The sequence below is a fragment of the Microbacterium maritypicum genome, assembly GCF_041529975.1.
GTDB lineage: Bacteria > Actinomycetota > Actinomycetes > Actinomycetales > Microbacteriaceae > Microbacterium.
Genome location: NZ_CP168030.1, coordinates 3,575,136 through 3,600,281 on the forward strand (window position 1 = coordinate 3,575,136; position 25,146 = coordinate 3,600,281).

A 25,146-nucleotide genomic window follows, 5' to 3' on the forward strand; every position below is an offset into this window, starting at 1 on the left:
CGCCGCTGACGCGTCGCGGCGCCGTGATCCGAGGGGGACACTGTGCATGGCGGGCTACTCGCTACTCGGGCAGCGGCTCGTCGCGGTACAGCGCCTCGAAGGTGTCGAGGGTGCGGTTGATGTCGTGGATCGCGACACCGTCGAGCGACGCGCGCTGCATCCGCTCGTACTCTGCGGGTTCCGCGGTGAGCACGTCGGTCAGGCGCGCGGCGAGCTCATCGACGTTGCCCGGTTCGAACAGGTAGCCGTTCTCGCCGTCGTGCACGAGGTGCGGGAGGGCGACGGCATCCGCCGCGACGATCGGCAGCGCCGACGCCATGGCCTCCATCGTCGCGATGGACTGCAGCTCGGCGATCGACGCGATCACGAAGAGACTCGCCCGGGACAGCAGCGCCCGGAGCTCCTCGTCGGTGGTGCGCCCGTGGAACGTGACCCGGTCGGCGAGACCGAGCTGCGCGGCCAGGTGCTCCAGCTGCTTGCGCTGGTCGCCGCCGCCGACGATGTCGAACGTGGTCTCGAGCGCCGGGTCGAGCTTCGTCATCGCCTTGAGGATGACCTCGACCTGCTTCTCGGCGGTGAGTCGGCCGACGAAGACGATGCGGTTCTTGTCGCGCGGGGCGATCACCGGCGTGTACTGCGTGCGGTCGATGCCGCAGCTGACGGGGATCACACCCTCCACCTCGACGGTCTTCTCGAGGAAGTCGGCGGCGCGACGCGTCGGGGTCGTGATCGCACGAGTCAGGTCGAACGTGCGCTTGGCATCGGCCCAGGCGAACTTCAGGACCAGGTCATCGATGAACTTCGGCATGGTCGTGTGATCGAGGATGTTCTCGGCCATGACGTGGTTGGTGGCGACGACCGGGATGCCGCGCTCATGGGCGACGTAGGCGAGGCCGCGGCCGATCACGATGTGCGACTGGATGTGCACGATGTCCGGCTGCACCCGGTCGATGACCTGGCGGGCGTAGTGCTTCGAGCGCCAGGGCCACACGAACCGGAGCCAGTCGTGGGGAGCCCAGCGCACCGACGGCAGCCGGTGCAGGGTCATCGGCTCACCCTCGATGACCTCGGTGCGCGGCTGCGCGCGACGGTAGGCCTGGTTCGGGGCGACGACGTGCACGTCGTGTCCGCGCTGCACGAGACCGGCGGCGAGGCGCTCGGCGAAGCGTGCGGCGCCGTTGATGTCGGGGGCGAAAGTGTCGCAGCCGATCACGATCTTCAACGGGCGGGGCGCGGGTTCGGCGGCGGGGCCGCTCGACGGATCGATCGGATCGTCGGAGGGAGTCACAGACATGCAGCCTTACGATGTGGCGGCCAAGGGAAAGCCCTGGTCGGGCGCTGGCCACTCTACCCGAGCGCCCTGCGCGGACGGCCGAGGCGTACCGGGCATCCCTCAGCCTCAGCCGTTAGCGTGGAGCCATGCGACTGACTGCCGACGCCGATCCCCAGCTGTGGATTCCCGTGACGGACTCGCTCGGGTGGAGGGGCCGTCGACACCGCAAGGCGGCGATCCGCATGCTGCTGGGTCAGGTCAACGCCGCTGTGGGCGCGACCGAGCGCCCGGGGTCCCGGTTCGGTGCGTGGGCGATGAGCCAGGCGGCGCCGATGCTGATGAAGCGGGCGGACGGCCGCGTGCTCGTGTGGACCTGGAAGGCCGAACCGGAGCTGATCGTGGCGATGGCGACCGCGCAGGTCCTGACGCCCGACGTGCGGATCGCCCGAGCCTCGATGCCGATGGACTACGACGACACGGAGTCCTTCCCCACCCGGCTCGGTGTGGGCGAGAAGCTGCTCGTGCCGATGCCGCCCTCGCCGGCGTCGCCGCCCTTCGCGACCTACACCTGGGACACGGGTACGCATCTGGTGACGCTGACCGCGGTGTGCAGCGACAAGGAGCGGTTCGGCACGCTGGTCGGCGCGCTCGACGATCTGGCGCGCAGCATCCGTATCGCCGACGACCTCGCCGGCGGGGAGGCACCGGACGTGCTGCGACTCGATCCCGCCTGAGCAGCCCTCGAGGCGGCACGCCGCTCAGCCGAGCCCGCGCTCCGCGAGCCACTCCTTCGCCACCCCGGCGGGTGCCCGCACCAGCCAGGCATCGGTGACGATCTCGTCCAGGCGATCGCGGTCGACGGCGTGGAGGCGAACGAGCAGCCCGGGGTAGCCGTCGAAGTGCGGGATCGTGAAGAGCACGTCGGGCTCCGCGGCGAGCAGGGCCTCCTTCTCCTCGAGGTCGGCGACGCGCACGGCGAGCACCTCTCCCGCGGGCCACTCGCGCCCGTGGTCGGAGAGCTGCCGCAGGTCGGTCGCGCTAGGGCCGCGGAGCCAGGCGAACTGCCCGGTCTTGACGCGCCACGCGGCCTCGCCGGTGTGGCCGCTCACCACCTCTTCAACTCCGGGGAGCGCAAGGGCGATCGCCCGCACGTCGTCGATGCTCGCCATCCCGCCATCGTCGCGCACTCGCCCGGCGACCACAACGGGAACCGAGCCTCAGCGCACGATGCGCAGCGTCCGCACCTCGAACGGTCGCAGTCGCAGCTCGCCGCCGACCCGCGCGTCGTCGATGTCGTCTTCGATCAGGCTCACCTCGCGCACCTCACGGTGCTCAAAACCGACCGACAGCTCACCGATCGCACGCCGACCGAGTGCCTCGTACACGCGCACGATCACGTCGCCGGAGCCGTCGTCGGCCAGCTTGACCGCCGACACCACGATGCCCTCGCCTTGCGCGGACACCAGCGGCTCGACCTCGCGCGCACCGCGCACGACGCTCGGGAGCGCGTTGATGCGGATTCCCTCGGCCGTGGCGATCGCGGCGTCCGCTCCGATCACGAAGCCGACCTCGATCTCGTGGTGGCCGTGGTCGGTGTCGGGGTCGGGGAAGCGCGGGGCCCGCAGCAGCGACAGCCGCACGGTCGTCGTCACCGCGTCGTCAGACACCTCGCGCGAGGTGTCGTACCCGTAGATCGAGTCGTTGACGAGGGCGACGCCGAAATCCTGCTCGCGCACGAGCACGAAGCGGTGCATCGAGGTCTCGAACTTCGCCGCCTCCCAGCTGGTGTTCGTGTGCGTGACGCGTGACTGGTAGCCGAACTGGGTCTCGGCCTCGGTGTGCGCGGCCTGGATGTCGAGCGGGAACGCGAGCTTGAGCAGCTTCTCGGTCTCGTGCCAGTCGATCTCGTTGCGCAGCAGCACGGTGCGCGACTCGGGGTGGAGGATGATCGTCTGCTCGATCGTGGACTCCGAGAACGGACGCACGACCACGATCCGCGCGGCCCTGCCGACCATCGACGCTTCGATCGACGTGACCGCGGTGAGGTCGTCGACGCTGTTGCGGTAGTACCGGTCGATGTCCCACGCGTCCCACATGTTCGGGAAGTCCTGGTGCAGCTGGAAGAGGTTCGCGGCCTTGCCCTCGGCCACCGCCTCGCGACCGCTGGCCTTGTCGATGGCGGACACGATCAGGCCCTCGGCCGACACCAGCACGGAGACGAGCTCGTTCTCGAGTCGCCACCCGCCGTTCTCCTCGGTGAGTGAGACCGGCGCCGCGGTCGGCTCGGCGACGAACGCCGCCCCGAGCGCACGTCCGCGCCCGACCGATGTCGGCTCGAACTGCAGCTCGCGGTCGCCCTCGCCGGCGAGCGAACGGCGAGCGGCGAGGGAGATGTCCTCGGCATCCGACAGCACGTCACTCAGCACGGCGACCGCCTCCCGATGCACCCACGCGATCGAGGTGCCGGGCAGGATGTCGTGGAACTCATGCAGCAGCACGGCCTGCCACAGCCGGTCGAATTCGGCCTGCGGATACGCGGCGCCGGTGCGCACCGCATCCGTCGCGGCCCACAGCTCGGCCTCGATCAGCGCATGCTCGGCCCAGCGATGCAGCGCCTTGGTGGCGTGCTGGCTGGTGAGCGTGCCACGGTGCAGCTCGAGATACAGCTCACCGACCCAGACCGCCGGATGCGGCAGCTCGGCTTTGGCGGCATCGAAGAAGACGTCCGGGTGCTCCCACACGACCTGTGCACTGCCCTCGAGGTCGCGCAGGCGCTCGGCCTTGCCCGTCATCTCGCGGGTCGTGCCGCCGCCGCCGTCGCCCCAGCCGACCGGTGCGATCGACCGCGAGCTGAGTCGGTTCTCCTTGAACTGGCGCGAGGCCTTCGCGACCTCCATGCCGCTCAGCTGCGAGTTGTAGGTGTCCATCGACGGGAAGTGCGTGAACACCTGCGAGCCGTCGATGCCCTCCCAGAGGAAGGAGTGATGCGGGAAGACGTTCTGCTGGTTCCAGGAGATCTTCTGCGTGAAGAACCACTCGAACCCGGCACGGCGCATCAGCTGCGGCAGGGCGGGCGAGTACCCGAAGCTGTCCGGCAGCCAGACGCCCTTCGACCGGATGCCGAACTCGCGCTCGAAGAACCGCTGCCCGTGCGAGAACTGCCGCACCAGCGACTCGCCCGTCGGCATCACGGTGTCGGACTCGACCCACATGCCACCGAGCGGCAGGAAACGCCCGGCGGCGACCGCGGCCTTGACCCGCTCCCACACCTCGGGGCGATGCTCCTTGATCCAGGCGTACTGCTGCGCGCTGGACATGCCGTACTGGAACTCGGGCTGCTCCTCGATGAGCGTCGTCATCGACGAGGTGGTGCGTGCGACCTTGCGGATCGTCTCGCGCACGGGCCAGAGCCACGCGGAATCGATGTGCGCGTGGCCGACGGCCGAGATGCGGTGCGCGCTGGCCTCGGCGGGCGCGGCGAGCACGTCGGCGAGGCGGGCGCGGGCGTCGGGTGCCGTCGCCACGATGCGCTGCAGATCGAGCACGTCGAGGGCGTCGTCCATCGCCTGCAGGATGCGCATGCGGCGCGGCGACGTCGCCGGCAGCTCGGCCTGCAGCTCGAACAGCACCTCGAGGTCGAGCGACAGATCGAAGACCTCCTGCTCGAACACGGCCAGGTCCATCCGGCGCGCGCGGTAGAGGCGCTCCTTCGAGGAGGTGAGGATGTCGCCCTCCTGCGTCGGCAGGAAGGGGTGGTAGTCGAGCAGCACCGGGTTGGATGCCGCCTCGAGGTACAGCTCCACGGGCTCGTCGCCCGCGGCCGCCTCGGCGATCGGCACCCACTGGTTGCGGGGGTTGATGCTCTTCACCGGGATCGGGTCGGACCCTGCGGCGCTGCGACGGTACGCGAGCGCCTCGCACTGGAAGCCCGTCATGTTCACGTCGAATCCGAGGTCGATGAGCGCCTCGACGCGGCGTCCGGCCCATTCGGCGGGCACGCGCCCGGTGAGCTTGAACCAGGTGGTGCCCCAGGCGGGACCCCAGGGGGCTCCGACGACGCCGGGCTCGAAGGCGAGGGCGAGCCCCTCGGCCGGAGCGATCGGCTCGCCGGGCAGTTCGTGGATCGCGACGTCCAGCGGCACGGACGCCGAGTGGATGGCCGGGCGGATGCGCTCCTCGAGGACCCGCTTGACGCGGCCGACGGTGAGCGAGGTGTCGTCATGCATGGGAATCTCCGGGCTCGACGGTGAGTGCTGGTCCGCGGCGCGACAGGCGACGCCGTGTTGATGCTATCGGATTTACTAAAACGATCTAGTAACCAAGTCTAAGCGCATCGTCTGTTCTTCCGCGAGACTAAATCGATCAAGTATGGTGAGGGACTATGACCCCGGCGAAACGCGTCACCATCGCCGACATCGCGCGCATGGCAGGGGTCTCTCCCGGTGCCGTCTCCTTCGCGCTGAACGGCCGCCCCGGCGTGAGCGACGAGACCAGGCAGCGCATCCTCAGCATCGTCGAAGAGAACGGCTGGCAGCCGAGCTCGGCTGCTCGAGCGCTGGTCGGAGCGCGCGCCAACACCGTCGGCTTCGCCCTCGCCCGCCCGGCACGGTCGCTGGGATCCGAGGCGTTCTTCACCGACCTCATCGCCGGCATCGAGTCACGGCTGTCGGAGAGCAAGGTCAGCCTGCAGCTCCGCCTCGTCAGCGACATCGCCGAGGAGATGGAAGTGCACCGACAGTGGCGCTCCTCCAACCAGGTCGACGGCTTCATCTTCATCGACCCCCGCGAGGACGATCCCCGCGTCGGGCGCATCGAAGCCCTCGACGCCCGGGCCGTGATGATCGGCTCCGAGCCCTCGCCGGAGGGCTCCGTACCGAGCGTCTGGATCGGCGACGACACGGTGGCCGAGACGCTCTTCTCCTACCTGGTCGCCCTCGGGCACACCCGCATCGCCTACGTCGCCGGCCCGGCCGAACTCGAGCACACGCGCCTGCGTGCCGAGGTGCTCGGGCGCATGAGGACCGACGGCGTCGAGGGCGAGGTCATCATCACGGACTTCTCGCCCGCACGCGCATCGGCGGTCACGCGCTCGCTGCTCTCCGGTCGGCAGCAGCCGACCGCGATCGTCTACGACAACGACGTGATGGCGGTCGCAGGTCTCCGCGTCGCCCAGGAGATGGGCCGTGCCGTTCCGCGCGACGTCTCCCTCGCCTCGTTCGACGACTCCGTCATCGCCGGACTCATCAACCCGTCGATCACGGCGATGACCCGAGACACCTTCGAACTCGGCGAGCGCGCCGCCACTCTCCTGCTGCAGCAGATCGAGGCGGGAGTGAACCTGCCCAGCGTCGAGGGTCCGACGCCGGTGCTCACGGCACGCGAGAGCACCGCTCCGCCCGCGCGCCTCGCCTGAACGACCTCGTCCGGCCCGAACCGCGGTCGCGGTCAGCTCTGGACGACGGTGTTGACCGATCCGTAGGGATCGACGACGTCGGCCGACAGGTCGGGACGAATGAGGCGGCGGATGCCACGCGCATCGAGGACAACCGGGTCCTGCGCGTCACGCGACGTGACGAGGGCCGGGTCGAGGCCCGCGGCGCAGGCATCCACCCAGGCCTGGAACACCGCCCCGCCCGGGCTCAGCGCCGCCCGACTCACGGGAACCTCGCGCTCGTCCACGTCCACCACGATGGCCGTGTGCCTCACGGGCGGCACGACGCGCTGTCGCAGGTCGGGGATGATCTCGGCGAGACGCCGGCCGATGGGTTTCGCCGCGCCGTCCTGACCGATGAGCCCGAGGGTGTACTCCAGCTCGGGGAAGTCACCGAGGTCGCGGCTGACGTCATGCGAACACCACCAGGTGATGCCCCAGAGGTTCTGGGTGCGCGCGGCGGAGCGCACCGTCGCCTCCAGGAAGCCCGGCATCTCCTCGTCGGTGAGACAGTTCGAGGGGGCGCCCACCTCCTGCAGCCACACCGCCCGGTCGGGATCGGTCGCGAAGGCGCGGGAGAGCTCGATCAGGTACTCGGCGTGACGATCGGAGGCGACCGAGCGACCGCCGTAGCGCTGGGCGGTGCCGTTGAAGATCCAGGAGTGGATCGTGGTCATGGCCCCCAGGCGCGACGCATGCGCGGGCGTGAAGCCGTGGCCGTCCATGTACCAGACGGCGTCGTACTCGCTGTGGACGTGCGGGAGCCCCGGCGCCGCGGCCTCCGCCGCCGCCAGCAGGGTCGAGATCCAGCCGCCGGCTTCGTCCTGCGTGACCGGCCAGGGGGAGGGATGCGTATGCGCGGAGAACTGGTTCGTCTCGTTACCGAGCGTCAGGCCGAGGAAGTTCGGTGCGTCGCTCAACGCCCGACCGAGCCGGTCGACGAGCGCGACCTGACCCTCGAGCGCCCGTGGATCGGTGAACATGTTCTTGTCGTGCCACGTGTACAGCCACGAGGGGACGAAGTCGAAGCTCGAGAGGTGCCCCTGGACCACATCGATGCCCGCATCCATGCCGAACTCGCCGGCGATGTCGACGACGGCACGGACGTCGTCGATGGCCTTCTCCCGGATGAGCGTGCGGTTCGGCTGCAGCACGGTCCACAGCGGGAAGACTCTGACGTGATCGAGCCCGAGCTCCGCGAGAGCCGCGAAGTCCCGGCGCACGTCGTCGGGGGTGAAGTCGAGCCAGGAGTGCATCCAGTTCTTCGACGGCGTGTAGTTCGCCCCGAACCTCAGAGGAGCATCGGGGGCGCCGCGCTGCGTCATGTGTCAGACCTTTCGGACGTGCCCTTCGAGGAGGGCGGAGTTCGCACCACTATAACGCTTGAGCAACGAACGGTGCGCACTCCTGCACTTGCAGGCAATGCGTCGCCCGACGAGTGCCTTGACAGGGAGGAAATCGGATGGTTTCATCTGCTAAAGCGCTGTAGTCCGTTCCTGCGGACTTCGCGCGGATTCGCCCGCCTCGAGGAAGAAGCACGATGAAAGTTCGCACACGCATTGTCGCTCTGGCAGCATTCAGCATCGGCGTACTGGCGCTGACGAGTTGCACGGGAGGCGGCGGCACCTCCGACGCCTCGGGCCCCATCGACACATCGGGCGAGCTGAGCGGCACCATCCAGTTCCAGACGTGGTCGCTCAAGAACGAGAAGTTCACCCCGTATTTCGAGGACCTCATCGACGCGTTCGAGAAGGAGCACCCCGACGTGACGGTCGAGTGGCTCGACCAGCCGGGCGACGGCTACCAGGAGAAGATCCTGAGCCAGGCGAACGCCGACACCCTCCCCGACGTGCTGAACCTGCCGCCTGACATCGCGTACCCGCTGGTCGCCGCGGGCAAGCTGATCGACCTGGAGACCGCCGACCCCGACCTGAAGACCGCCTACAACACGGGCGCCTGGGAGGCCTACAGCCAGTACCCGGGCATGGAGGGCACGTACGGCCTGCCCTGGTACCTCTCCAGCGACGCCTCCTGGTGGAACCTCGCGCAACTCGCACCCTTCGGCGTCACCGAGGAGAACCTCCCGACCACGGTCGACGAGCTCCTCACGCTCGCGAAAGACGTGGCCACCGAATCCAACGGCAAGGTGCAGCTCCTCTCCTCGATCCCGGCCCTCGACACGTTCACGGCCGCCGGCATGGAGGTCATCGACGACGAGGGCGAGTTCGACTTCAACACCGACGAGGCCGCGGCGATCATCGAGAAGTACGCGGATGCGTACGCGGCCGGCGCGATGCCCGCGGAAGCCCTGACCGGTGACTACGGCGGAAACGCGGAGGCGTACATCCAGGAGAAGGTCGCCTTCACCACCGGCGGCACCGGCTTCACGACCGACCTGCAGAAGGACGCACCGGCGCTGCTCGAGAACACGGTGGCGACGCCGCGACTCGGTGTCGCACCGCTGTACGTGCAGGGGCTCAACGTCTCGGCGGACTCCGACAACAAGGAGGCCGCGCTCGCCTTCGCCGAGTTCGCGACGAACGAGGAGAACCAGGTGGCCTTCTCGTCTCTGGCCGTCGGCACCGCACCTGGCACGGCCGAGGGCGGAGACCAGGTCGTCGACAACATCGCCGCGACCGTCACCGACGAGAAGCAGCTGTCGGCGATCGACACCGTGTTCGGCGCGATGAAGGACGCCAAGGCGCTGCCGTTCCAGTGGACCTCCGACATGGCTACGTACATGACCCAGCAGATCGCCCTCGCGGTCAACGGCGAGGCGGACGCGAAGGCCCAGCTCGACAAGATCGTCGAGTACGCCAACGCCAACCGCGTGGACAAGTAAGCCATGCGCGCGGACACCGGCATCCCGGCCGGCAGGAAGACGATGAGATCCCACCGGTGGTTCACACCCTGGCTGCTCCTCGGGCCCGCCGTCGCCTGGGTGCTGGTGTTCGCGCTCTGGCCGTTCCTGAACACGGTCTTCCTCAGCTTCACCGACGCCAAGCCCCTGCGGACGCCCGAGTTCGTCGGCGGGGCGAACTACGAGCGCATGTTCGGCGACGAGATGTTCTGGAACGCCCTGACGACGTGCCTCATCTATGTCGTCGTGTGCGTGCCGCTGCTCACGATCCTGCCGCTGCTGTTGGCCCTGCTCGTGCAGAAGAAGCTCCCCGGCATCTCGTTCTTCCGCACCACGTTCTACTTCCCCGTGATCGCCTCGGTGGTCGTGGTCGCCCTCATCTGGACCTGGTTGTTCGACAGCCGCGGCATCATCAACCAGACGCTCGAGTTCCTCGGGCTGGTCGACAAGCCGATGGCGTTCCTCGTCGACCGCTGGCTGCTGCTCGGCTGCGCCATCCTGCTCACGGTCTGGAAGGGCCTGGGCTACTACATGGTCGTGTACCTCGCGGCACTCGGGAACGTCGGCAAGGAGCTGCACGAGGCGGCGATGCTCGACGGCGCCGGCTCCTTCCGTCGCTTCCTGTCGGTGACGATCCCCTCCGTCCGCGGCGCGATGCTCCTCATCTCGGTGCTCATCGCGGTGTCCGCCATGAGGGTGTTCGCCGAGCTCGATGTGCTCTCGAAGAGCACGGGCGGCCCGGGCGGATACGACATGTCGCTCGTGATGCTCATCCGCCAGGTCGGCTCCGGCCTCAACGGGAACATCGGATACGCGTCCGCCATCAGCGTGGCGCTGTTCCTGCTCACCCTCATCCCGCTCGTCGCGATCGCCGTCATGAATCGCGAGAAGAAGGCGAAGGTCTCCGCATGAGCACGCTCACGCCGCCCCGTTCGACAGAGGACGCCCGCCCCTCCGAGGAGCTGTCGGCGCCGACCCGCGAGCGCATGTTCCGCCGCCGCGGATCCGGCGATTTCAGCAAGCCGACCCTCGGCGGTCTGATCGGTCGATACGCCCTCCTCCTCTTCGTCCTGGTGCTCGTCATCGGGCCGTTCATCTGGCAGCTGTCGACATCCTTCAAGGGGCCCCAGGAGAACATCTACTCCTTCCCGCCCGAGCTCATCCCGCGCGAGCCGACGCTGCAGAACTACAGCAGGGTCGCCGACATCGTCCCGGTGTACCTCTACGCCTGGCACTCGCTGCTCGTCTCGGTCGGCACGGTCGTCAGCAACGTCGTCCTGGCCACGTTCGCGGGCTACGCGCTGGGCTGCATGAGGTTCCGCGGCAAGTGGATCGTGATGGCGATCCTGCTCTCCACGCTGCTCTTCCCCGGCGAGGTGACGGTGACGAGCAACTTCCTGACGATCCGCGCCCTCGGGCTGGCCGACACCCTCTGGGGCGTCTTCCTCCCCGGCGCGATCAGCGCGATGAACGTGCTCCTGATCGCCACCGCCTGCCGCATGATCCCGAAGGACGTGCTGGATGCCGCGACGGTCGACGGTGCGACCACCTGGCAGCGCATCCGCCACATCGTGTGGCCGAACATCCGCGGCATGGTCTCGGTGGTCGCGATCTTCGCATTCATCGGGGCCTGGGACGACTACCTGTGGCCGCTCATCGTGCTGTCCGACCCGTCGAAGTACACGCTGACCGTCGGCATGGCGTATCTGAACAGCAGCTTCTCGGTCGACCCGCGCTTGATCGCGGCCGGCACCATGATCGCTCTCGTGCCCATCGTCATCATGTTCTCGTTCACGCAGCGCTTCTTCTTCAAGGGCGTGCAGGAGGGCGCGATCAAGGGGTGAGCGCCGCGCATCTCACGCCGGCGGACGGGCCGGCCGATCCTCCGTCGTCCCGTCCCCGAGCGGGCGTGCTGCCCGGCCCGGTGTTCGCCTTCGCTTTCGATCCCTCTGCCGGCGAGCAGCGGGTCGACGTGCCCGGGCTCACCGACCTCGAGATCTCCCCCGACACCGTGCTGCACTGGGCGTTCTACGCCGACGGTCCCGCGGCGACACTGTCTCCGCACGCAGCCCTCGCTGTGACGGTCGATGTGCGCTTCGCCGACGGCGCACGACTGAGCGACACGTCGGCCGTGCGCGATCGCTACGACTTCCCGCTCACCGCGCAGGCGCAGTTCGCCGCCCGCTGGAGTCTGCCCGAGCAGTGGAACGCCGACACCGTCTCCCTCGTCCCCTTCGCACGCCGCAGCGGCACGGTCGAGGTCGTGCTCTGCGCCGCATCCCTCCCCGGCACCGCCGACCTCCCCGCGCGGTGCACCGGGTTCGTGCAGGTCGTGGTCGAAGCGCAGGCCCCCGCCCGTGACCTCCCACCCGTCGAACGGGTCGACACCCGGCGCGGCTCGCATTCGGGTCCACGGTTCTCCCGCGGCAACACCATCCCGGCGGTGGCGATGCCGCACGGATTCACGTTCGTCACACCGGCGACCGACGCGGAAGACGCCCGCTGGCCGTACCGGCCGTTCGTGCATGACGACCCCCAGGGGCGACGGCTCGAAGCACTGCAGTTCTCCCATCAGCCGAGCCCGTGGATCGGCGATCGCTCGGTGCTGCAGTTGATGCCGTTCCTCGGCGCGCCCACCTCGCGCCGTGCCGGACGGCGGCGTTGGATCACCCCCGGCTCCGAACGGGCGCGTCCGCACGAATACTCGGCTGATCTCGGCGACGGCCTGCAGGTCGAGATGACGGCGACGGCGCACGCAGCGGTGTTCCGAGTGCACAGCGCGGATGCCGCCGCCCCGGTCGGCTTCGTCATCGACCAGCTCACCGACGCGGGGCGTCTCTTCTGGACGGATGCCGGCGGATTCGAGGGGTGGATCCCGGAGGGGCCCGAGGACTGGGGCAACGCTCCCCGTTGCTTCTTCGCCGGGACGGTCCGGCACCCCCGCGACGATGAGCGGACACTCGATCGCGGGCCCCTCGATGACGACGGCCGCGGGCGGGTCACGGGATACGTGGGCGGACGTGGATCGCTCGAGGTGCGGATCGGCATCTCCTTCCTGTCGGTGGAGCAGGCCCGGCACGCTCTGGAGACGGAGGCTCCGCGGTCGAGCGCCTACGGAGAGCTGCGCGATGCGGCCGCCGCCTCGTGGAACCGACTGCTGGGGCGGGTGTCGATCCCACCGCTGCCGGACGCGGAGGCCCCTTATCGTGGGCTCGCCGACGAGGAGCATCGGTCCCGGATCGCGGCCGCGCTCCACCGGATGCACCTGTATCCCAACAGTGCCGCCGAGAACGCCGGGACCGCGGAGGCGCCGGTCTGGCGATTCGCCGACGTGTTCGCCGCGCGCGAGTCACACGACGAGAGCGGAGTCGCACCGGCCGTCGACGGCGAACTCGTCGTGAACAACGGATTCTGGGACACGTACCGCACCGAGTGGCCGGCTCTCGCCCTGCTCGATCCCTCCCTCGCTGGGCGGCTCCTCGACGGGCAGCTCGAGCAGTATCGCCGCGGAGGCTGGATGGCGCGATGGAGCGCACCCGGATACGTCGACAGCATGGTCGGCACCTCGAGCGACCAGATCTTCGCCGATGCCGCACGCTGGGGCGTGGACTTCGACCGCGTCACCGCGTTCGAGAGCGGATGGCGGAACGCGTGCGAGCCGGGGCCGGATGCGCGCCGCGGTCGCAAGGGCATCGCGCGGGGCCGGTTCACCGGATACATCCCCTCGGAAGTGCCGGAGGGCATGAGCTGGAGCATCGAGAACGCGGTGAGTGACGCTGCACTCGGGCGCCTCGCGGCGCAGCTCGCCACCGAGTCCGCCACGGCCGCGGACGCCGCGCGCTATCGATCCTTCGCCCGATACTTCGCGAATCGCGCCCGGTCGTATCGCACGCTGTTCGACGACGACACCGGGTTCTTCCGCGGCCGGGACGATGAGGGCGCGTTCTCCGCATCCGGGTTCGATCCGCGATCCTGGGGCGGAGACAACGTCGAGACGAACGCCTGGGGCATGTCGGTCGGCGCCGTGCACGACGGTGCGGGCCTCGCCGACCTCTACGGCGGTCCCGCCGGTCTCGGACGCCACCTCGACGCCCTGTTCGCCGAACCCGAGACCGCCGATGAACGCTTCGGCGGCGCGTACGGCACCGTCATCCATGAGCAGCGCGAGGCGAGGGCGCTGCGTTCCGGGATGTGCGCGATCTCGAACCAGCCGGCGCACCACATCCCGTTCATGTACGCGTTCAGCGACCGACCGTGGCAGTCGGCGCCGCTCGTGCACGACCTCGCCGCGCGCCTGTTCGCCGGTGCGCACATCGGCCAGGGGTTCCCGGGCGATGAGGACAACGGCGAGATGAGCGCCTGGTGGCTGTGGGCCGCGCTCGGTCTCTACCCGCTGGAACTCGCCTCGGGCCGGCTGCGGATCGGGTCGCCTCTCTTCGACGACATCCGCGTGGATCGCGGAAACGGTTCCTCCCTGCGCATCCGGTCGCGTCGAGCCACCCCCTCGGCCCACATCCTGCAGGAGGCGCGACTCGACGGGGTGCCCCTGCCCTCGGCCGACCTGCCGATCGACGCGCTCTCCGGCGACGCGGTGCTGGAACTGGAGTTCGGCCTCGACCCGGCCGCAGCGCTCGAAGCGGGCTCCTCCCTCCACGACCTCGCGATCTGGTGCCCTGACCTGACCTCCGGCGCCGGTGAGGTCGTCGCCTCCACCGACACCATCCGTCCGGATGCAGTCTTCGACGACGGTGTGCCGTCGGGGGATGCCGGTGTCGCGCTGCGTCGCGGGGAATGGGTGGGATGGCGGTTCGAGGAGCCTCGCGGCGTGACCGACGTCAGCGTGACCGTGGCGGCGACGGCGTCGTCGTCGGCCCTCCGATGGGAGGCCGAGGGGACGGACGGCCTGTGGATGCCCGTCACGATGACACACCGGGCCGAGCTGCCGGCCGACCGCACGACGCCGTTCACCCTGACAGCCCGGACCGTGACCTCGGCGCTCCGCGTGCGCGCGGTGGCCGAGGTCACGCTCCGTCAACTCGAGATCTTCGACCTGGGCTGATCCCTCCGGTCGGCCACTCCTTCTACACGGGCACCTCGTCTCGGCGAGGTACCCACGACGACTGGGCTCGTGGCGCAGCGAGACCGGAATACCGTGACAACGTGGGCCTCCGAACTCAGACTGGAGGCATGCGCTTGAACGACCCTCAGGTATGGACGCTGCTCGGTATCTTCGCGGCTGTGATGCTCGGCGGCATGACGCTCATGACGACGCAGCTCAGCCGCGTGATCCGCGTCGAGGTCGATCGCATCGACGCCACCCTCTCGGCACGTATCGACGGCCTCGACACCGCTCTCTCGGCACGTATCGACGGCCTCGACACCGCTCTCTCGACACGTATCGACGGCCTCGACACCGCTCTCTCGACACGTATCGACGGCCTCGACGCGCGCCTCGGGCGGATCGAGTCCAAGGTCGACGATCTCGACAAGGAGTTGACGAACCTGGTGATGCGGTTCTGGCGGTCTCAGTAGCCCTCCAGGCAGACGAGCGCCGGGTCAGACCGCCACGTCTCCCACCAGGTTGACCTTGATGCCCATTCCGTCGAACATCGCGGCCTTGGCGATCAGAGCCTTGTCCGCCGTCTCGGCATCCGGAGCGTAGACGAGCTGTGCGTGGTTGGCCTTGTGGCGGGCCATGAACTGGTCGCGGGAGACGCCGTGCAGCACGACGTGGGCGATCGGCCACTCCGGGTTCGTAGCGTCCTTGCGGCGCTGGGTCTCCTCGGCCGGGAGCTCGACGACCGACGCGCGGAAGATGTCCGCCTGCAGGATCCCGTCGGCGATGAACACACGCGACAGCACGATCTCGCCGGGCTTCGAGACGCCGTTGATCGTGGCTCCGCCCGCGGGGAAGAACACGTGCCCCTGCCGCCAGCCCTCGGCGTTCTGCCATCCGCCCAGGTGCGACGCCGGAACCGAGCCCGAGATCTCGTAGACCCAGACGAACTGCCCGTCGTACTCCTCGCCCCAGCGCACGTCGTGCAGGGTGTTGTCGGGCACGAGGCCCATCGCACGCCAGACGCGATCGGTGACCAGCGCGTCCACGGCGACCCCCTCGTCGGCCTCGTTGAAGTGCGGGAACGCGCGGCCGTCGTGCAGCACCCGCGAACCGTCGCGTGAGGTCACCGGCGGACGCTGAGTCGAGTTCAGGATGCCCTCGGCGAGATCGGAGGCCGGAACCAGGTCCTTCAGCCCCTGCTGGTACTGGATGCCCACCGCGTCGAGCCCGAAGTCGTCGGCGATGCGGAGCGCGGCGATGTACATCTTCAGCTGCCACTGCACCTGCTCGCGGGTGAGCTCGGTGGTGGCATCCTCGCCGTACCGGAAGGTCATGCCCGCGTCGATCAGCCAGTCATACGCGGCGTCCGCCTCGGCCTCGGTGACCTCGAGCATCTCGGCGTAGAGGGCCGACTGCGACAGGCGCTCCTTGTAGATGCCGGTCTGGTTGAGCAGCTCGTCGTCGAAGATGGCGTTGTACATGCCCATGCAGCCCTCGTCGAAGACGCCGATGATGGCCTTCTCCGCCAGGAGCTCCGCTGCGAGGGCCTCGCCCAACTGCTTCTCGGGGCTGTCGGGGAGGGCGGGGAGCACGCGCACGTGCGAGGCGTCATGGGTGATGGCGCCCGTCTCCGTCCACTCCTTGATGCCGGCCTTGAACCAGTCGTCCGAGAAGTCGACCGACCAGATCGTGGCGTAGGGCTTGTCCATCTTCGTCAGACCGGCGTTCAGGCCGAGCAGTCCGACGAGGCCGGGCCAGTCACCGGCGAAGTTCGCGACCGTGAGGATCGGCCCCTGGTGCGTGCGAAGGCCGGCGAGCACGTGGTGGGAGTACTGCCACACGGCCTCGGCGACGATGAGCGGGGCGTCGGTCGGGATGTTCTTGAAGACCTCGAGGCCCATGCGCTGGCTCGAGATGAAGCCGTGGCCCGTCTCGGGGTCGACGTCGTTGGCGCGGACGACGGCCCATCCCAGGTCGTTGAAGACGCCGGTGACGCCGGCCTCGAGCTCGACCTGCACCGGCCAGCCGCCGGTGTTGGCGGCCTCGCGCAGGTCGCCCGACGCGATCAGGTAGGCGGTCTTCGGCGCGGATGCCGGGCGGGACACGGGGGCGGGAAGTGCGTAGGTGGTCATGATTCCTCCGGGGTTGAGTGGGATGACGTGCCGCGCTGCTCGGCGGCGAGTTCGTGGACGACGCCCTTCGTTCCGTCGTACAGACGCACGTAGCGGTCGAACAGGGTGTCGTAGGCGGTGCGCAGCTCGGCGTTCGGGGTGATGCGCTCCGTGATGGGGTTCCAGTCGGTGATGAGCGGCGCCTCACCGTCGGCTGCCACGGCGACCGCGGCGAGGAAGGCGGCCCCGTAGCTCGCACCGATCGTCGTCTCCGGCACCTCCTGCACGAGACCGGTGACGTCGGAGACGATCTGCAGCCACAGTCGCCCCTGCGTACCGCCGCCGACCGCGACGATCCGGCGGATGTCGGCGCCGGCGGCCCGCATGGTCTCGACGTTGTGCCGCACGCCCAACGCGGTGGCCTCGAGCGCCGCCCGGTACAGGTCTCCCCTGGTGTGCTCGAGCGTCAGCCCGGCGATCACGCCTCGCGCGTCCGGGTCCTGGATGGGGGTGCGCTCTCCTGCGAAGTACGGGAGCATCAGCACACCCCGGGCGCCGACCCCCGATGCCTCCGCCTCGGCGAGGAGCTGCGGGTAGTCGGCACCGGTCAGCTCCTTGAGCCACGCGGTCAGCGCGCCGGAGGTCGAGAGGCCTCCGGCGAGGTTCCGGGTACCGGGGAAGGCGCCGGCCGTGGTCCACATCGACGGCGTGCGCAGCGCGGGCTCCCCCGGCGTCACCGCGCTGGTGAAGACCATGAACATCGTCGTCCCGTACATCAGCATCAGGTCGGCGGTCTCGTGCGCGCCCACGCTGACGGCCTCGGTCCAGGCGTCGATCGTGCCCGTGATGACGGGCGTCCCTGCCGGGATTCCGGTCGATTCGGCTGCCTGCAGAGTGACGGTGCCGGCGATGTCGCCGGCCCACGCGAGGCGCGGCTGCACGATCGTGGTGGCGTAGCGACCCCAGAACGGGGCGTGCCACCGCTCGCTCTCGATGTCGTAGAGCGGAGAGACCTGGCTCGCGGACTGATGGTCGAAGACGTACGCGCCGGTGAGCCGACGGACGAGCCAGGATGCGGGCATGAACAGCCGTCGGGCGCGCGCCCAGGCCGCCGGCTCCTCCTCCGCGATCCAGGCGATCTTCGGCCCGCCGGCCTGCGACGTGAGCACCGAGCCTCCGATGCGGGTGATCTCGTCCACGCCGAGCTCGGCGGTGATCCTCTCGATCTGGGCGGAAGCGCGGGTGTCGACGCCGTAGAGGATCGCGGGTCGGACCGGCTGGTCGTTCTCGTCGGCGAGCAGGATGCAGGGACCCATCCCGCTGACGCCGACGGCGACGACCTCGGCATCGGGGTGCGCGGCGAGCAGTTCGCGGGCGATGTCGACGAACTCGTCCCACCAGATCGAGGCATCCATCTCCACCCAGCCGGTGTGCGGCCGGGAGACGTCGTGCTCGCGGGCGGTGGTGGCGATGATGGTTCCGTCGGGCGCCACGAGCACGCCTTTGGTGCTCGATGTGCCGACATCCACCCCGAGGGTGCATCGCATGGTGTCCTCCTTGATCACGCCTGAGGAAAGCGTAGCTGAAATCGATTTCACGATGCAAGCAGGAGATCGTGGTTACGCATGCACCGTCCATCACCGAGGCGATGCGGGCCGAAGCCCTACGCGGAACGCCGGGCGGTCGCCTGCCGGGTCTCGCCCCGCAGCACGACCGTGCGCGCAGGGTGGGTGTCGCCGGCGATGCGCTCGAGGAGCATGCGCGCCGCCGTCACACCCATGTGGCGGGCGGGCAGCTGCACCATCGTGACGGCGGTCGGCGAGAGCGTCGTGAAGGGCAGCGACCCGACGACCGCGACCCCGACTGCCGGTGGGGTGAGTCCGTGTTCGGTGAGCACCTGGATCGCTCCGACGCCGATGAGGTTGTTTCCGGCGACGACGGCGTCCGGCGGGTCGGGCAGGGCGAGCAATTCCTCCATCGCCGCTCGCGCGCCGTCGACACGGAACGTCGCGAACCGTTGCAGCTCGTCGATGTCGGCATCGCGTCCCGCCGCTGCGAGCGCCTCTCGCCAACCCGCGGCGCGTTCGGCAGCGGTGTCGATGTCCTCCGGACCGCCGATGTAGGCGATTCGCCGGTGGCCGGCGGCGATCAGGGACTCGGTCGCCGCGACGCCCGCCTCTCGGTTCGCCATCACGACGAGATCGAGCTCGTGACGGGTGGCGCGGTCGACCGCCACCACCGGTCGGCCGGTGGAGAGGATGCTGTCGAGATCCGTCGCCTTCGACGCCGCCGCGATGATGACGCCGGACATGTGCTCGGCGATCGCGATCTGCAGGTACGTCGCCTCCTTCTCGGTCTGCGAGTCGGAGTTGCAGAGCACCACCGAGTAACCGGCCTCGGAGGCCACATCCTCGACGCCACGGGCCATCTCCGTGAAGTAGGGGTTCTCGATGTCGGGGATGACGAGGGCGATGACCTCGGACGTCTGGGTGCGCAGCGTGCGGGCGGCGCGGTTCGGCGTGAAGTTCAACTCTTCCGCCGCGGCGCGCACCGCCTCGATCTTCTCGGGCGAGACCCTGGTGCCGTTGAACACCCGCGAGACCGTCGCCGGCGAGACGCCTGCGCGCCTCGCGACGTCGTAGATCGTGGTCATTTCCCGCCCTCTGCTGCCCGGATGCTTCACCCTACCGGCCTCTCCGGACGACGCTCGCGATCCCCCATCACGAGACGTCGCGGGCATCCTCCTCGGCGGTGATCGCGATGTTCTCCTGTAGGCGTGCGAAGACGGCGTCCAGGCGCGCACGACCGTCGTCGTCGAGCGCCGGGAGCGGGGAGCGGCAGTCGCCGAGCGGCACCGACAGCTTGCCGCCGAGGTACTTGGCCGCGCCGAACACGCCGACCTCGACCATGCCCTCGACCGTGTCGTTGATGCGCACCTGCACGGCACGCGCTCCGGCGAGGTCGCCGGCGTCGAACCGTCGACGCAGCGACAGGAAGAGCTCGATCTGCAGGCTCACGGTGGTGCCGATCGCCCCGCGTGCGCCGATCGACAGCGCCGGCAGATAGAACTCGTCGAAGCCGTTGATCAGGGTCAGGTGCGGGTAGCGGCGGAGTATCCGCTCGGCCCCGTACAGGTTGCGCGAGGTGTGCTTGACGCCGATCACCTGCGGCAGCGCGAGCAGCTCGTCGAAGCCGCCCTCGGAGATGTCGCGCCCAGTGAACTGCGGGATGTTGTAGAGGATGAAGGGCAGCTCGACCGCGTCGATCACGGTGCGGAGGTGCCGCACGACATCCGCCGTCGAATAGCCGTAGTACAGCGGCGGGATCATGGAGATCGCTGCGACACCCGTGTCTTTCGCTGCGGCGGCGATGCGCACCGCCTCCCCCGTCGACATCGCGCCGACGTGGGAGACCACGGGCACGCGCCCCGCGGCAGCCGTCACCGCGGTCTCGGCCACCGCGATGCGCTCGTCCTCGGAGAGCAGCACGCCCTCGCCGGACGACCCGCAGATGTAGAGGCCCTCGACGCCGCGCCGGATGTCGGTGTCGAGCATGGTCGCGAGCGCGCCGTGATCGACGCTCTCGTCGCGGCGCATCGGGGTGACCGCCGCTGTGAACAGGCGCGCACCGAGAAGATCGCTCACCATGCGGTCCACCCGCCGTCGACCACGAGGTTGGAGCCGGTCATGTACGTCGAGGCGTCGGAGGCGAGGAAGACCAGAGCACCGTTGTACTCGTCGGCCTCGGCCATGCGGCCGATCGGCATCCGGGCGATGTAGTTCGCCTGGAACTTCGCATCCTGCGTGTCCCGGCGGACGCCCGAGGGCGTGAGCGTGTTGACGCGGATGCCCGCGCGCCCCCAGTACGTGGCGCAGTAGCGGGTGAGGTTGTAGAGCCCCGACTTCGCCGCCGAGTACGCGACCGGCTTGATGAAGGGGATGCCCGTGTCCTCGGCCTTGTAGGCGTAGATGTCCTGCACGGGCGACACCATCCCGTAGATGGATCCCACATTGACGATCGAGCCGCCGACGCCGGCATCGCGCATCCGCCGACCCGCCGCCTGCGTCACGAGGAACGTGCCGACGAGGTTGGTGTCGACGACCTCGCGGAACACGTCGACCGGGAACTCCTCGAACGGCCCGGAGACCTCCGGCGGCGCGCTGGGCTGCGTGTCGAGTCCGGCGTTGTTGACGACGACGGTCGGCACGCCCCAGGTCGCCGCGACCTGGTCGAGTCCTGCGTCCACGCTGGCCTGGTCGGTGATGTCCATCGCCACGGCGAGCAGGCGCCCATCCGGGTCGTCGATGCCGAGACGCGCGGCGGGATCGGCCACCTCGCTGCGAGAGGTCACGGCGACGCGCGCGCCCCGCTGGTGCAGCGAGCGGACGAACTCCGCTCCGATCTGGCCGAAGCCGCCGGTCACGACGACCACCTTGTCCCGCACCGAGAAGAGCGGGTCGAGTCCTTCAGACATGTATCGATACTCCAGATTGCAGGGCGGTCAGCCCTTGACGGATCCCGCGGTGAGCCCGGACACGATGCCGCGCTGCGCCCACAGGAAGAAGATGATCGCGGGCAGCGCGAAGAGCAGCGCGCACAGCATGACGATGTTCATCGGCGTGTAGAACTGCCCGAGGAACGACGACAGCCCCACGGATGCCGGCCACAGGTCGGACGACGAGATGAAGGTGTTCGCGAACATGAACTCGTTCCAGCCGTCGAAGAACGCGATGACGGCCGCGGCCGCGATGCTCGGCATGATCAGCGGCAGGACGATCGTGGTGAGGATGCGCAGGCGCGAGCAGCCGTCGATGCGGGCCGACTCCTCGATCTCGTACGGGATCTTGTCGATGCCGCTCTTGATGATGAACATGCTCACCGGCATCACGAACGCGGTGTCGGCGAGGACGAGCCCCCAGTGGCTGTTGAGCAGCCCGGCGCCGGCGAAGATCGCGTACAGCGGGACGATGATCAGCGCCTCCGGCAGCATCTGCGTGCTGAAGAAGATGAAGCCGGCGACGCCGCGGCCGTGGAACTTGTACCGGCTGAGCGCATAGGCGGCCATGGTCGCCAGCACGAGGCTGAGGATCGTGGTGCCGGCGGCGATCACGAACGAGTTGCCGAGCCAGCGCAGGATCGGGATGTCGGAGAGGAAGCCGCCCCACTGGCCGATGTTCTGCACCTCGGGGAGCAGCGGCTGGCTGCCACCGTAGAGCGAAGCTTCGGTGCCGAGCGAGGTCGCCAGCATCCAGTACACCGGGAATCCGGCGAAGACGACGAGCAGCGTGATGAGGACGGCCTTGCCGAGGCTGCCGAACTTGGCGCCGATCCCGCGGCGACGCGGAAGATCGGTGGGGATGCGCACGGTGGTCATCGCTGGCTCTCCTGACGTTCTTGGATCTGCTCGACGATGAAGTAGACGACGGTGACCAGCAGCGACAGCACCAGGCCGAGGGCGCCGATGGCCGCGGCGCGTCCGAGGTTCTGATCCTGGAACGCGGTGCGGTAGACGTTCACGACGAGCGTGTTGGTGACGTCGAGCGGTCCCCCACCGGTGATCAGGAAGATGATCTCGAAGCGTCGGATCGACCAGATCGTCATGAGCAGCGTGATGACGCGCACGGTCGGCATGATGTGGGGCAGGGTGACCGCGCGGAAGGACTGGAAGCGGGTGGCGCCGTCGACCCAGGTCGCTTCGCGGAGCTCGTGCGGCACGCTCTGCAGGGCGCTGAGCATGACCAGCATCACGAGCGGCGTGAGCTTCCAGACCGTCGCGAGCGTCACCGCGAACAGCCCGTACTTCGGATCGACGAGCCAGCCGTGCTCACCGAGGCCGAGAGCTGCGGTGGTGCGGTTCAGGATGCCCTGCTCGTTGTTGTAGATCCAGACGAAGATGAGGGCGGCGGCCACTGTCGGCACGGCCCACGGGATCGTCGCGATGGCACGGATGATGCCGCGCCCCTTGAAGGCGGTGTTGAGCAGCAGCGCTCCGGCGGTTCCGATGCCGACCGAGAAGACCACCGTGAAGAGCGTGTAGAGGAGGGTCGTGATGACGGACGACCAGAACTTGTCGCTCGACAGCAGGTACTCGTAGTTCTCCATGCCGACCGGCCGTCCCCCGGCGGGGTTGACCAGCTTGGTCGCCGTGAACGACAGCAGCACGCCGCGGATCAGGGGGAAGACCGTGAAGACCGCCAGGTACGCGATCGCCGGGAAGAGGAAGAGGTAGGCGCCGTTGCGCTCGATGAAGCGTCCGATCGCGCCGGTGTCGCGGCGTCGCCGTGGCGGCGAAGCTGAGGGCGTCGTGGGTCGCGCCTCGAGCGTGGGGGTGGCCATGGCCGGGTGTCCTTTCGCGTGTCGCGGGGATGGCCGAGGGGCGGGCGGCGGGGGTCACGCCCGCCCCTCGGGGTGCTCAGCCGAGTTCGGCTTCGAGGTTCTCCTGAACCTCGGCCAGCTTCGCCTTCACGTCGCCGCCGTTGACCCGCAGGTCTTCGACCGCGGTGAGGACCTCGCGCCAGACGACCTTGCTCTCGGTCTCGAAGCCCTCGACGAGGGTCGACTTCGAGGTCTTGGCGGCCTCGAGGAACTGCGTCGCCCACGGGTTGGCCTCGAGGAAGGCAGCGTCCGGCTCGACGTCGGTGGCCATGGCGGAGGCGCCGAGGCCGGCACGGATGGCGGTCTGGCCCTCCTCGCCGAGCACCCAGCGCACGAAGTCCTTGGCGGCCTCCTTGTTGTCGCTGTTCGCGTTGACGGCGATGATCAGCTGCGAGTTCGAGCCGGGGTTCGCGAGCGGCAGCGGAGCCGCGCCCATGTTCTGTCCGTTCACGGCGTTGTCCGGGTTGCTCGTGATGGTCGTCGCGACACCGGAGTTCTCGAACAGCATCCCGACCTGGCCCTGGCCGAACTTCGCACGGAAGGTCGACGCGTCGTCGCCGATGGGGGCGACGCCCGAGGCGAACGTCTCGAGGAATGCCTCGACGGCCTCGACGTTCTCGGCCTTGTCGATGGTCAGCTTCTTCCCGTCGCTGAGCTCGCCGCCGAATCCGTAGATCCAGTTCGCCATCTCCAGCGTCCAACCGTCGATCTCGGCGGTCTGGTGCCGGCCGGCCCAGCCGGAGATGCCCAGCTCGTCCTTGATCGTCTTCGCCGTGGTGAGGAACTCGTCGAACGTCGTCGGGACCTCCAGCCCCAGCTCGGCGAAGATGTCCTTGTTGTAGATGACGGTGCTGTAGGTCGGGCGCTCCCAGTTGAAGCCGTACTGCCCGCCGTCGAAGACTCCGGCCTCGTTCGTGTTGTTGAGCGTGTCGCCGAGCTCATCGGCGATGTCGTCGAGCGGCTCGAGCACGCCGGCGTCGACGAGCGAGGCGAACTGGCTGTCCTGGAGGACCATCACGTCGGGGCCGCCGCCGGCACCCAGCTCGGTGCTGAGCTTGTCGGCGTAGTTCGCGAACGGGATCTCGACCTTGGTCAGCTCGATGTTGTCGTCGGGGCCGGTGTAGCCCTTGACGGCGTCCCAGATGATCGGGCCCTTGCCGTCTTCGAGGAACTGCCAGTTGGAGAACGTGAGCTCTCCCCCGGCGCTTCCGGCATCCGACGAGTCGTCGCCGGCGGCGCATCCGGCCAGGGCGATGGTCGCGGCGGCGACGAGGCCGGTGATCCGCAGCGCGCGTGCGCGGCGGGACGGGTGTGCGTGGTTCGACTTCACTGTTCACTCCTTTGGGCAGCAAGTTCTATGCGACGGTGCATCCGAGTTCTCGCCGGGTCTGCGTGAAATCGGTTTCATCACCATAACTCCGCATTCACAGCGGTGTCAAGAATGAAATGGTTACGCAACCTTATCGTGTCTTCTCACCCCGGAGAACGCACGTATCCCCGCAGACGACGGATGCCGCGGGGTCGCCCCCGCGGCATCCGTGTCACTGCTCTCCGGTCAGGCGAGCCAGGCCGGTGCTCGACCGCGCAGGAATGCACCGTCGACCGAGAACCGCCCGGCGCCGGTGAACGCGAGCGCCAGCGCCGCGGCGCCGAGGACGGCGACGAACTCGTATCCGCCCTCTCCGACCCAGAGCCCGGCAGGCAGGTGCACGGCGACGAGCGCGACGATCATGTCGACCGCCAGCAGGATGCCGACCGGGCGCGTGAAGAGCCCGAGCATCAACAGCAGTCCGCCGACGAGTTCGACGAACGCGACGACCGGCGCCGCGATCTCGGGGAGGGGGATCCCCATGCCCGCGAAGCTGCCGATCGTTCCGGGGAGCGTGAACTCGAAGATCTTCTGCGCGCCGTGCGCGGCGAAGATCGCACCGACGACCACGCGCAGGACGAGGAGTCCCAGCGACGGGGCGGCGGAGGAGGCTTTGGTGTTCGTCATGAGGAGTTCTTCCTTCGTGGCAGGACACCCGCGCGCCAGGC

Annotated in this window: 20 protein-coding genes; 7 read left to right on the forward strand and 13 right to left on the reverse strand. The window is 68.9% G+C overall.

All coding sequences use genetic code 11. The features are described from left to right. Positions 1-61: 61 nt before the first annotated feature. Positions 62-1,294, reverse strand: coding sequence for a glycosyltransferase (locus ACCO44_RS17335; protein ID WP_372467573.1), 1,233 nt, complete (start codon positions 1,292-1,294; stop codon positions 62-64). Between the two features lie 125 nt (positions 1,295-1,419). On the opposite strand from ACCO44_RS17335, the gene ACCO44_RS17340 reads away from it, so the two are divergent. Further along, a complete protein-coding gene (locus tag ACCO44_RS17340) occupies positions 1,420-2,007 on the forward strand; it encodes a hypothetical protein (protein ID WP_372467574.1) in 588 nt (195 codons plus the stop codon). 24 nt (positions 2,008-2,031) lie between these two features. Here ACCO44_RS17340 and ACCO44_RS17345 read toward each other — a convergent pair whose 3' ends face one another. Both ACCO44_RS17345 and ACCO44_RS17350 read right to left on the reverse strand, forming a co-directional pair. Continuing rightward, complete coding sequence (locus tag ACCO44_RS17345; RefSeq protein ID WP_372467575.1) at positions 2,032-2,442, reverse strand: MmcQ/YjbR family DNA-binding protein; 411 nt, start codon at positions 2,440-2,442, stop codon at positions 2,032-2,034. Positions 2,443-2,490: 48 nt separating this feature from the next. After that, entirely contained in the window at positions 2,491-5,499 is a 3,009-nt protein-coding gene (locus ACCO44_RS17350) for an alpha-mannosidase (protein WP_372467576.1), read from the reverse strand. Between the two features lie 155 nt (positions 5,500-5,654). Here ACCO44_RS17350 and ACCO44_RS17355 point away from each other — a divergent pair, with 155 nt between their 5' ends. After that, a complete protein-coding gene (locus ACCO44_RS17355) occupies positions 5,655-6,686 on the forward strand; it encodes a LacI family DNA-binding transcriptional regulator (protein ID WP_105711559.1) in 1,032 nt (343 codons plus the stop codon). A gap of 32 nt (positions 6,687-6,718) precedes the next feature. Here ACCO44_RS17355 and ACCO44_RS17360 read toward each other — a convergent pair whose 3' ends face one another. Further along, on the reverse strand, positions 6,719-8,029 hold the full coding sequence (locus ACCO44_RS17360; RefSeq protein WP_372467577.1) for a glycosyl hydrolase: 1,311 nt from the start codon (positions 8,027-8,029) through the stop codon (positions 6,719-6,721). A gap of 215 nt (positions 8,030-8,244) precedes the next feature. Between ACCO44_RS17360 and ACCO44_RS17365 the strand changes: the two genes are divergently transcribed. The 5 genes from ACCO44_RS17365 to ACCO44_RS17385 all read left to right on the forward strand — a co-directional run bounded on the left by ACCO44_RS17365 (position 8,245) and on the right by ACCO44_RS17385 (position 15,096). Then, positions 8,245-9,546 carry an ABC transporter substrate-binding protein gene (locus tag ACCO44_RS17365; RefSeq protein WP_372467578.1) on the forward strand — a complete coding sequence of 434 codons (1,302 nt, stop codon included), beginning with the start codon at positions 8,245-8,247 and terminating at the stop codon, positions 9,544-9,546. Positions 9,547-9,549: 3 nt separating this feature from the next. After that, positions 9,550-10,476 carry a carbohydrate ABC transporter permease gene (locus tag ACCO44_RS17370; protein WP_372467579.1) on the forward strand — a complete coding sequence of 309 codons (927 nt, stop codon included), beginning with the start codon at positions 9,550-9,552 and terminating at the stop codon, positions 10,474-10,476. Further along, positions 10,473-11,408, forward strand: a complete 936-nt coding sequence (locus ACCO44_RS17375; RefSeq protein WP_105711555.1) for a carbohydrate ABC transporter permease — start codon at positions 10,473-10,475, stop codon at positions 11,406-11,408. The genes ACCO44_RS17370 and ACCO44_RS17375 overlap by 4 nt, the downstream gene beginning before the upstream one ends. Further along, positions 11,405-14,623 (forward strand): GH92 family glycosyl hydrolase, encoded by a 3,219-nt coding sequence (locus tag ACCO44_RS17380; protein ID WP_372467580.1) that lies wholly within the window; start codon positions 11,405-11,407, stop codon positions 14,621-14,623. The genes ACCO44_RS17375 and ACCO44_RS17380 overlap by 4 nt, the downstream gene beginning before the upstream one ends. A gap of 128 nt (positions 14,624-14,751) precedes the next feature. Next, positions 14,752-15,096, forward strand: a complete 345-nt coding sequence (locus tag ACCO44_RS17385; protein WP_372467581.1) for a hypothetical protein — start codon at positions 14,752-14,754, stop codon at positions 15,094-15,096. Positions 15,097-15,120: 24 nt separating this feature from the next. Here ACCO44_RS17385 and ACCO44_RS17390 read toward each other — a convergent pair whose 3' ends face one another. The 9 genes from ACCO44_RS17390 to ACCO44_RS17430 all read right to left on the reverse strand — a co-directional run bounded on the left by ACCO44_RS17390 (position 15,121) and on the right by ACCO44_RS17430 (position 25,105). Continuing rightward, a complete protein-coding gene (locus ACCO44_RS17390; protein WP_372467582.1) occupies positions 15,121-16,755 on the reverse strand; it encodes a fucose isomerase in 1,635 nt (544 codons plus the stop codon). Then, the gene (locus ACCO44_RS17395; RefSeq protein WP_372467583.1) at positions 16,752-18,281 is read right to left on the reverse strand and encodes an FGGY-family carbohydrate kinase; all 1,530 of its coding nucleotides are present in this window, start codon (positions 18,279-18,281) and stop codon (positions 16,752-16,754) included. The genes ACCO44_RS17390 and ACCO44_RS17395 overlap by 4 nt, the downstream gene beginning before the upstream one ends. Before the next feature lie 116 nt (positions 18,282-18,397). After that, a complete protein-coding gene (locus tag ACCO44_RS17400) occupies positions 18,398-19,387 on the reverse strand; it encodes a LacI family DNA-binding transcriptional regulator (protein ID WP_105711551.1) in 990 nt (329 codons plus the stop codon). Positions 19,388-19,454: 67 nt separating this feature from the next. Next, positions 19,455-20,381, reverse strand: a complete 927-nt coding sequence (locus tag ACCO44_RS17405) for a dihydrodipicolinate synthase family protein (RefSeq protein WP_372467584.1) — start codon at positions 20,379-20,381, stop codon at positions 19,455-19,457. After that, complete coding sequence (locus ACCO44_RS17410) at positions 20,375-21,208, reverse strand: SDR family oxidoreductase (protein ID WP_091031888.1); 834 nt, start codon at positions 21,206-21,208, stop codon at positions 20,375-20,377. The genes ACCO44_RS17405 and ACCO44_RS17410 overlap by 7 nt, the downstream gene beginning before the upstream one ends. A 27-nt stretch (positions 21,209-21,235) precedes the next feature. Further along, on the reverse strand, positions 21,236-22,108 hold the full coding sequence (locus ACCO44_RS17415; RefSeq protein ID WP_081860046.1) for a carbohydrate ABC transporter permease: 873 nt from the start codon (positions 22,106-22,108) through the stop codon (positions 21,236-21,238). Continuing rightward, a complete protein-coding gene (locus tag ACCO44_RS17420) occupies positions 22,105-23,070 on the reverse strand; it encodes a carbohydrate ABC transporter permease (RefSeq protein ID WP_105711547.1) in 966 nt (321 codons plus the stop codon). Before ACCO44_RS17420 ends, ACCO44_RS17415 begins: the two co-directional genes overlap by 4 nt. Before the next feature lie 76 nt (positions 23,071-23,146). After that, entirely contained in the window at positions 23,147-24,439 is a 1,293-nt protein-coding gene (locus ACCO44_RS17425; RefSeq protein WP_091031893.1) for an ABC transporter substrate-binding protein, read from the reverse strand. Positions 24,440-24,664: 225 nt separating this feature from the next. Then, positions 24,665-25,105, reverse strand: a complete 441-nt coding sequence (locus ACCO44_RS17430; protein WP_105711546.1) for a DoxX family protein — start codon at positions 25,103-25,105, stop codon at positions 24,665-24,667. Positions 25,106-25,146: the final 41 nt, after the last annotated feature.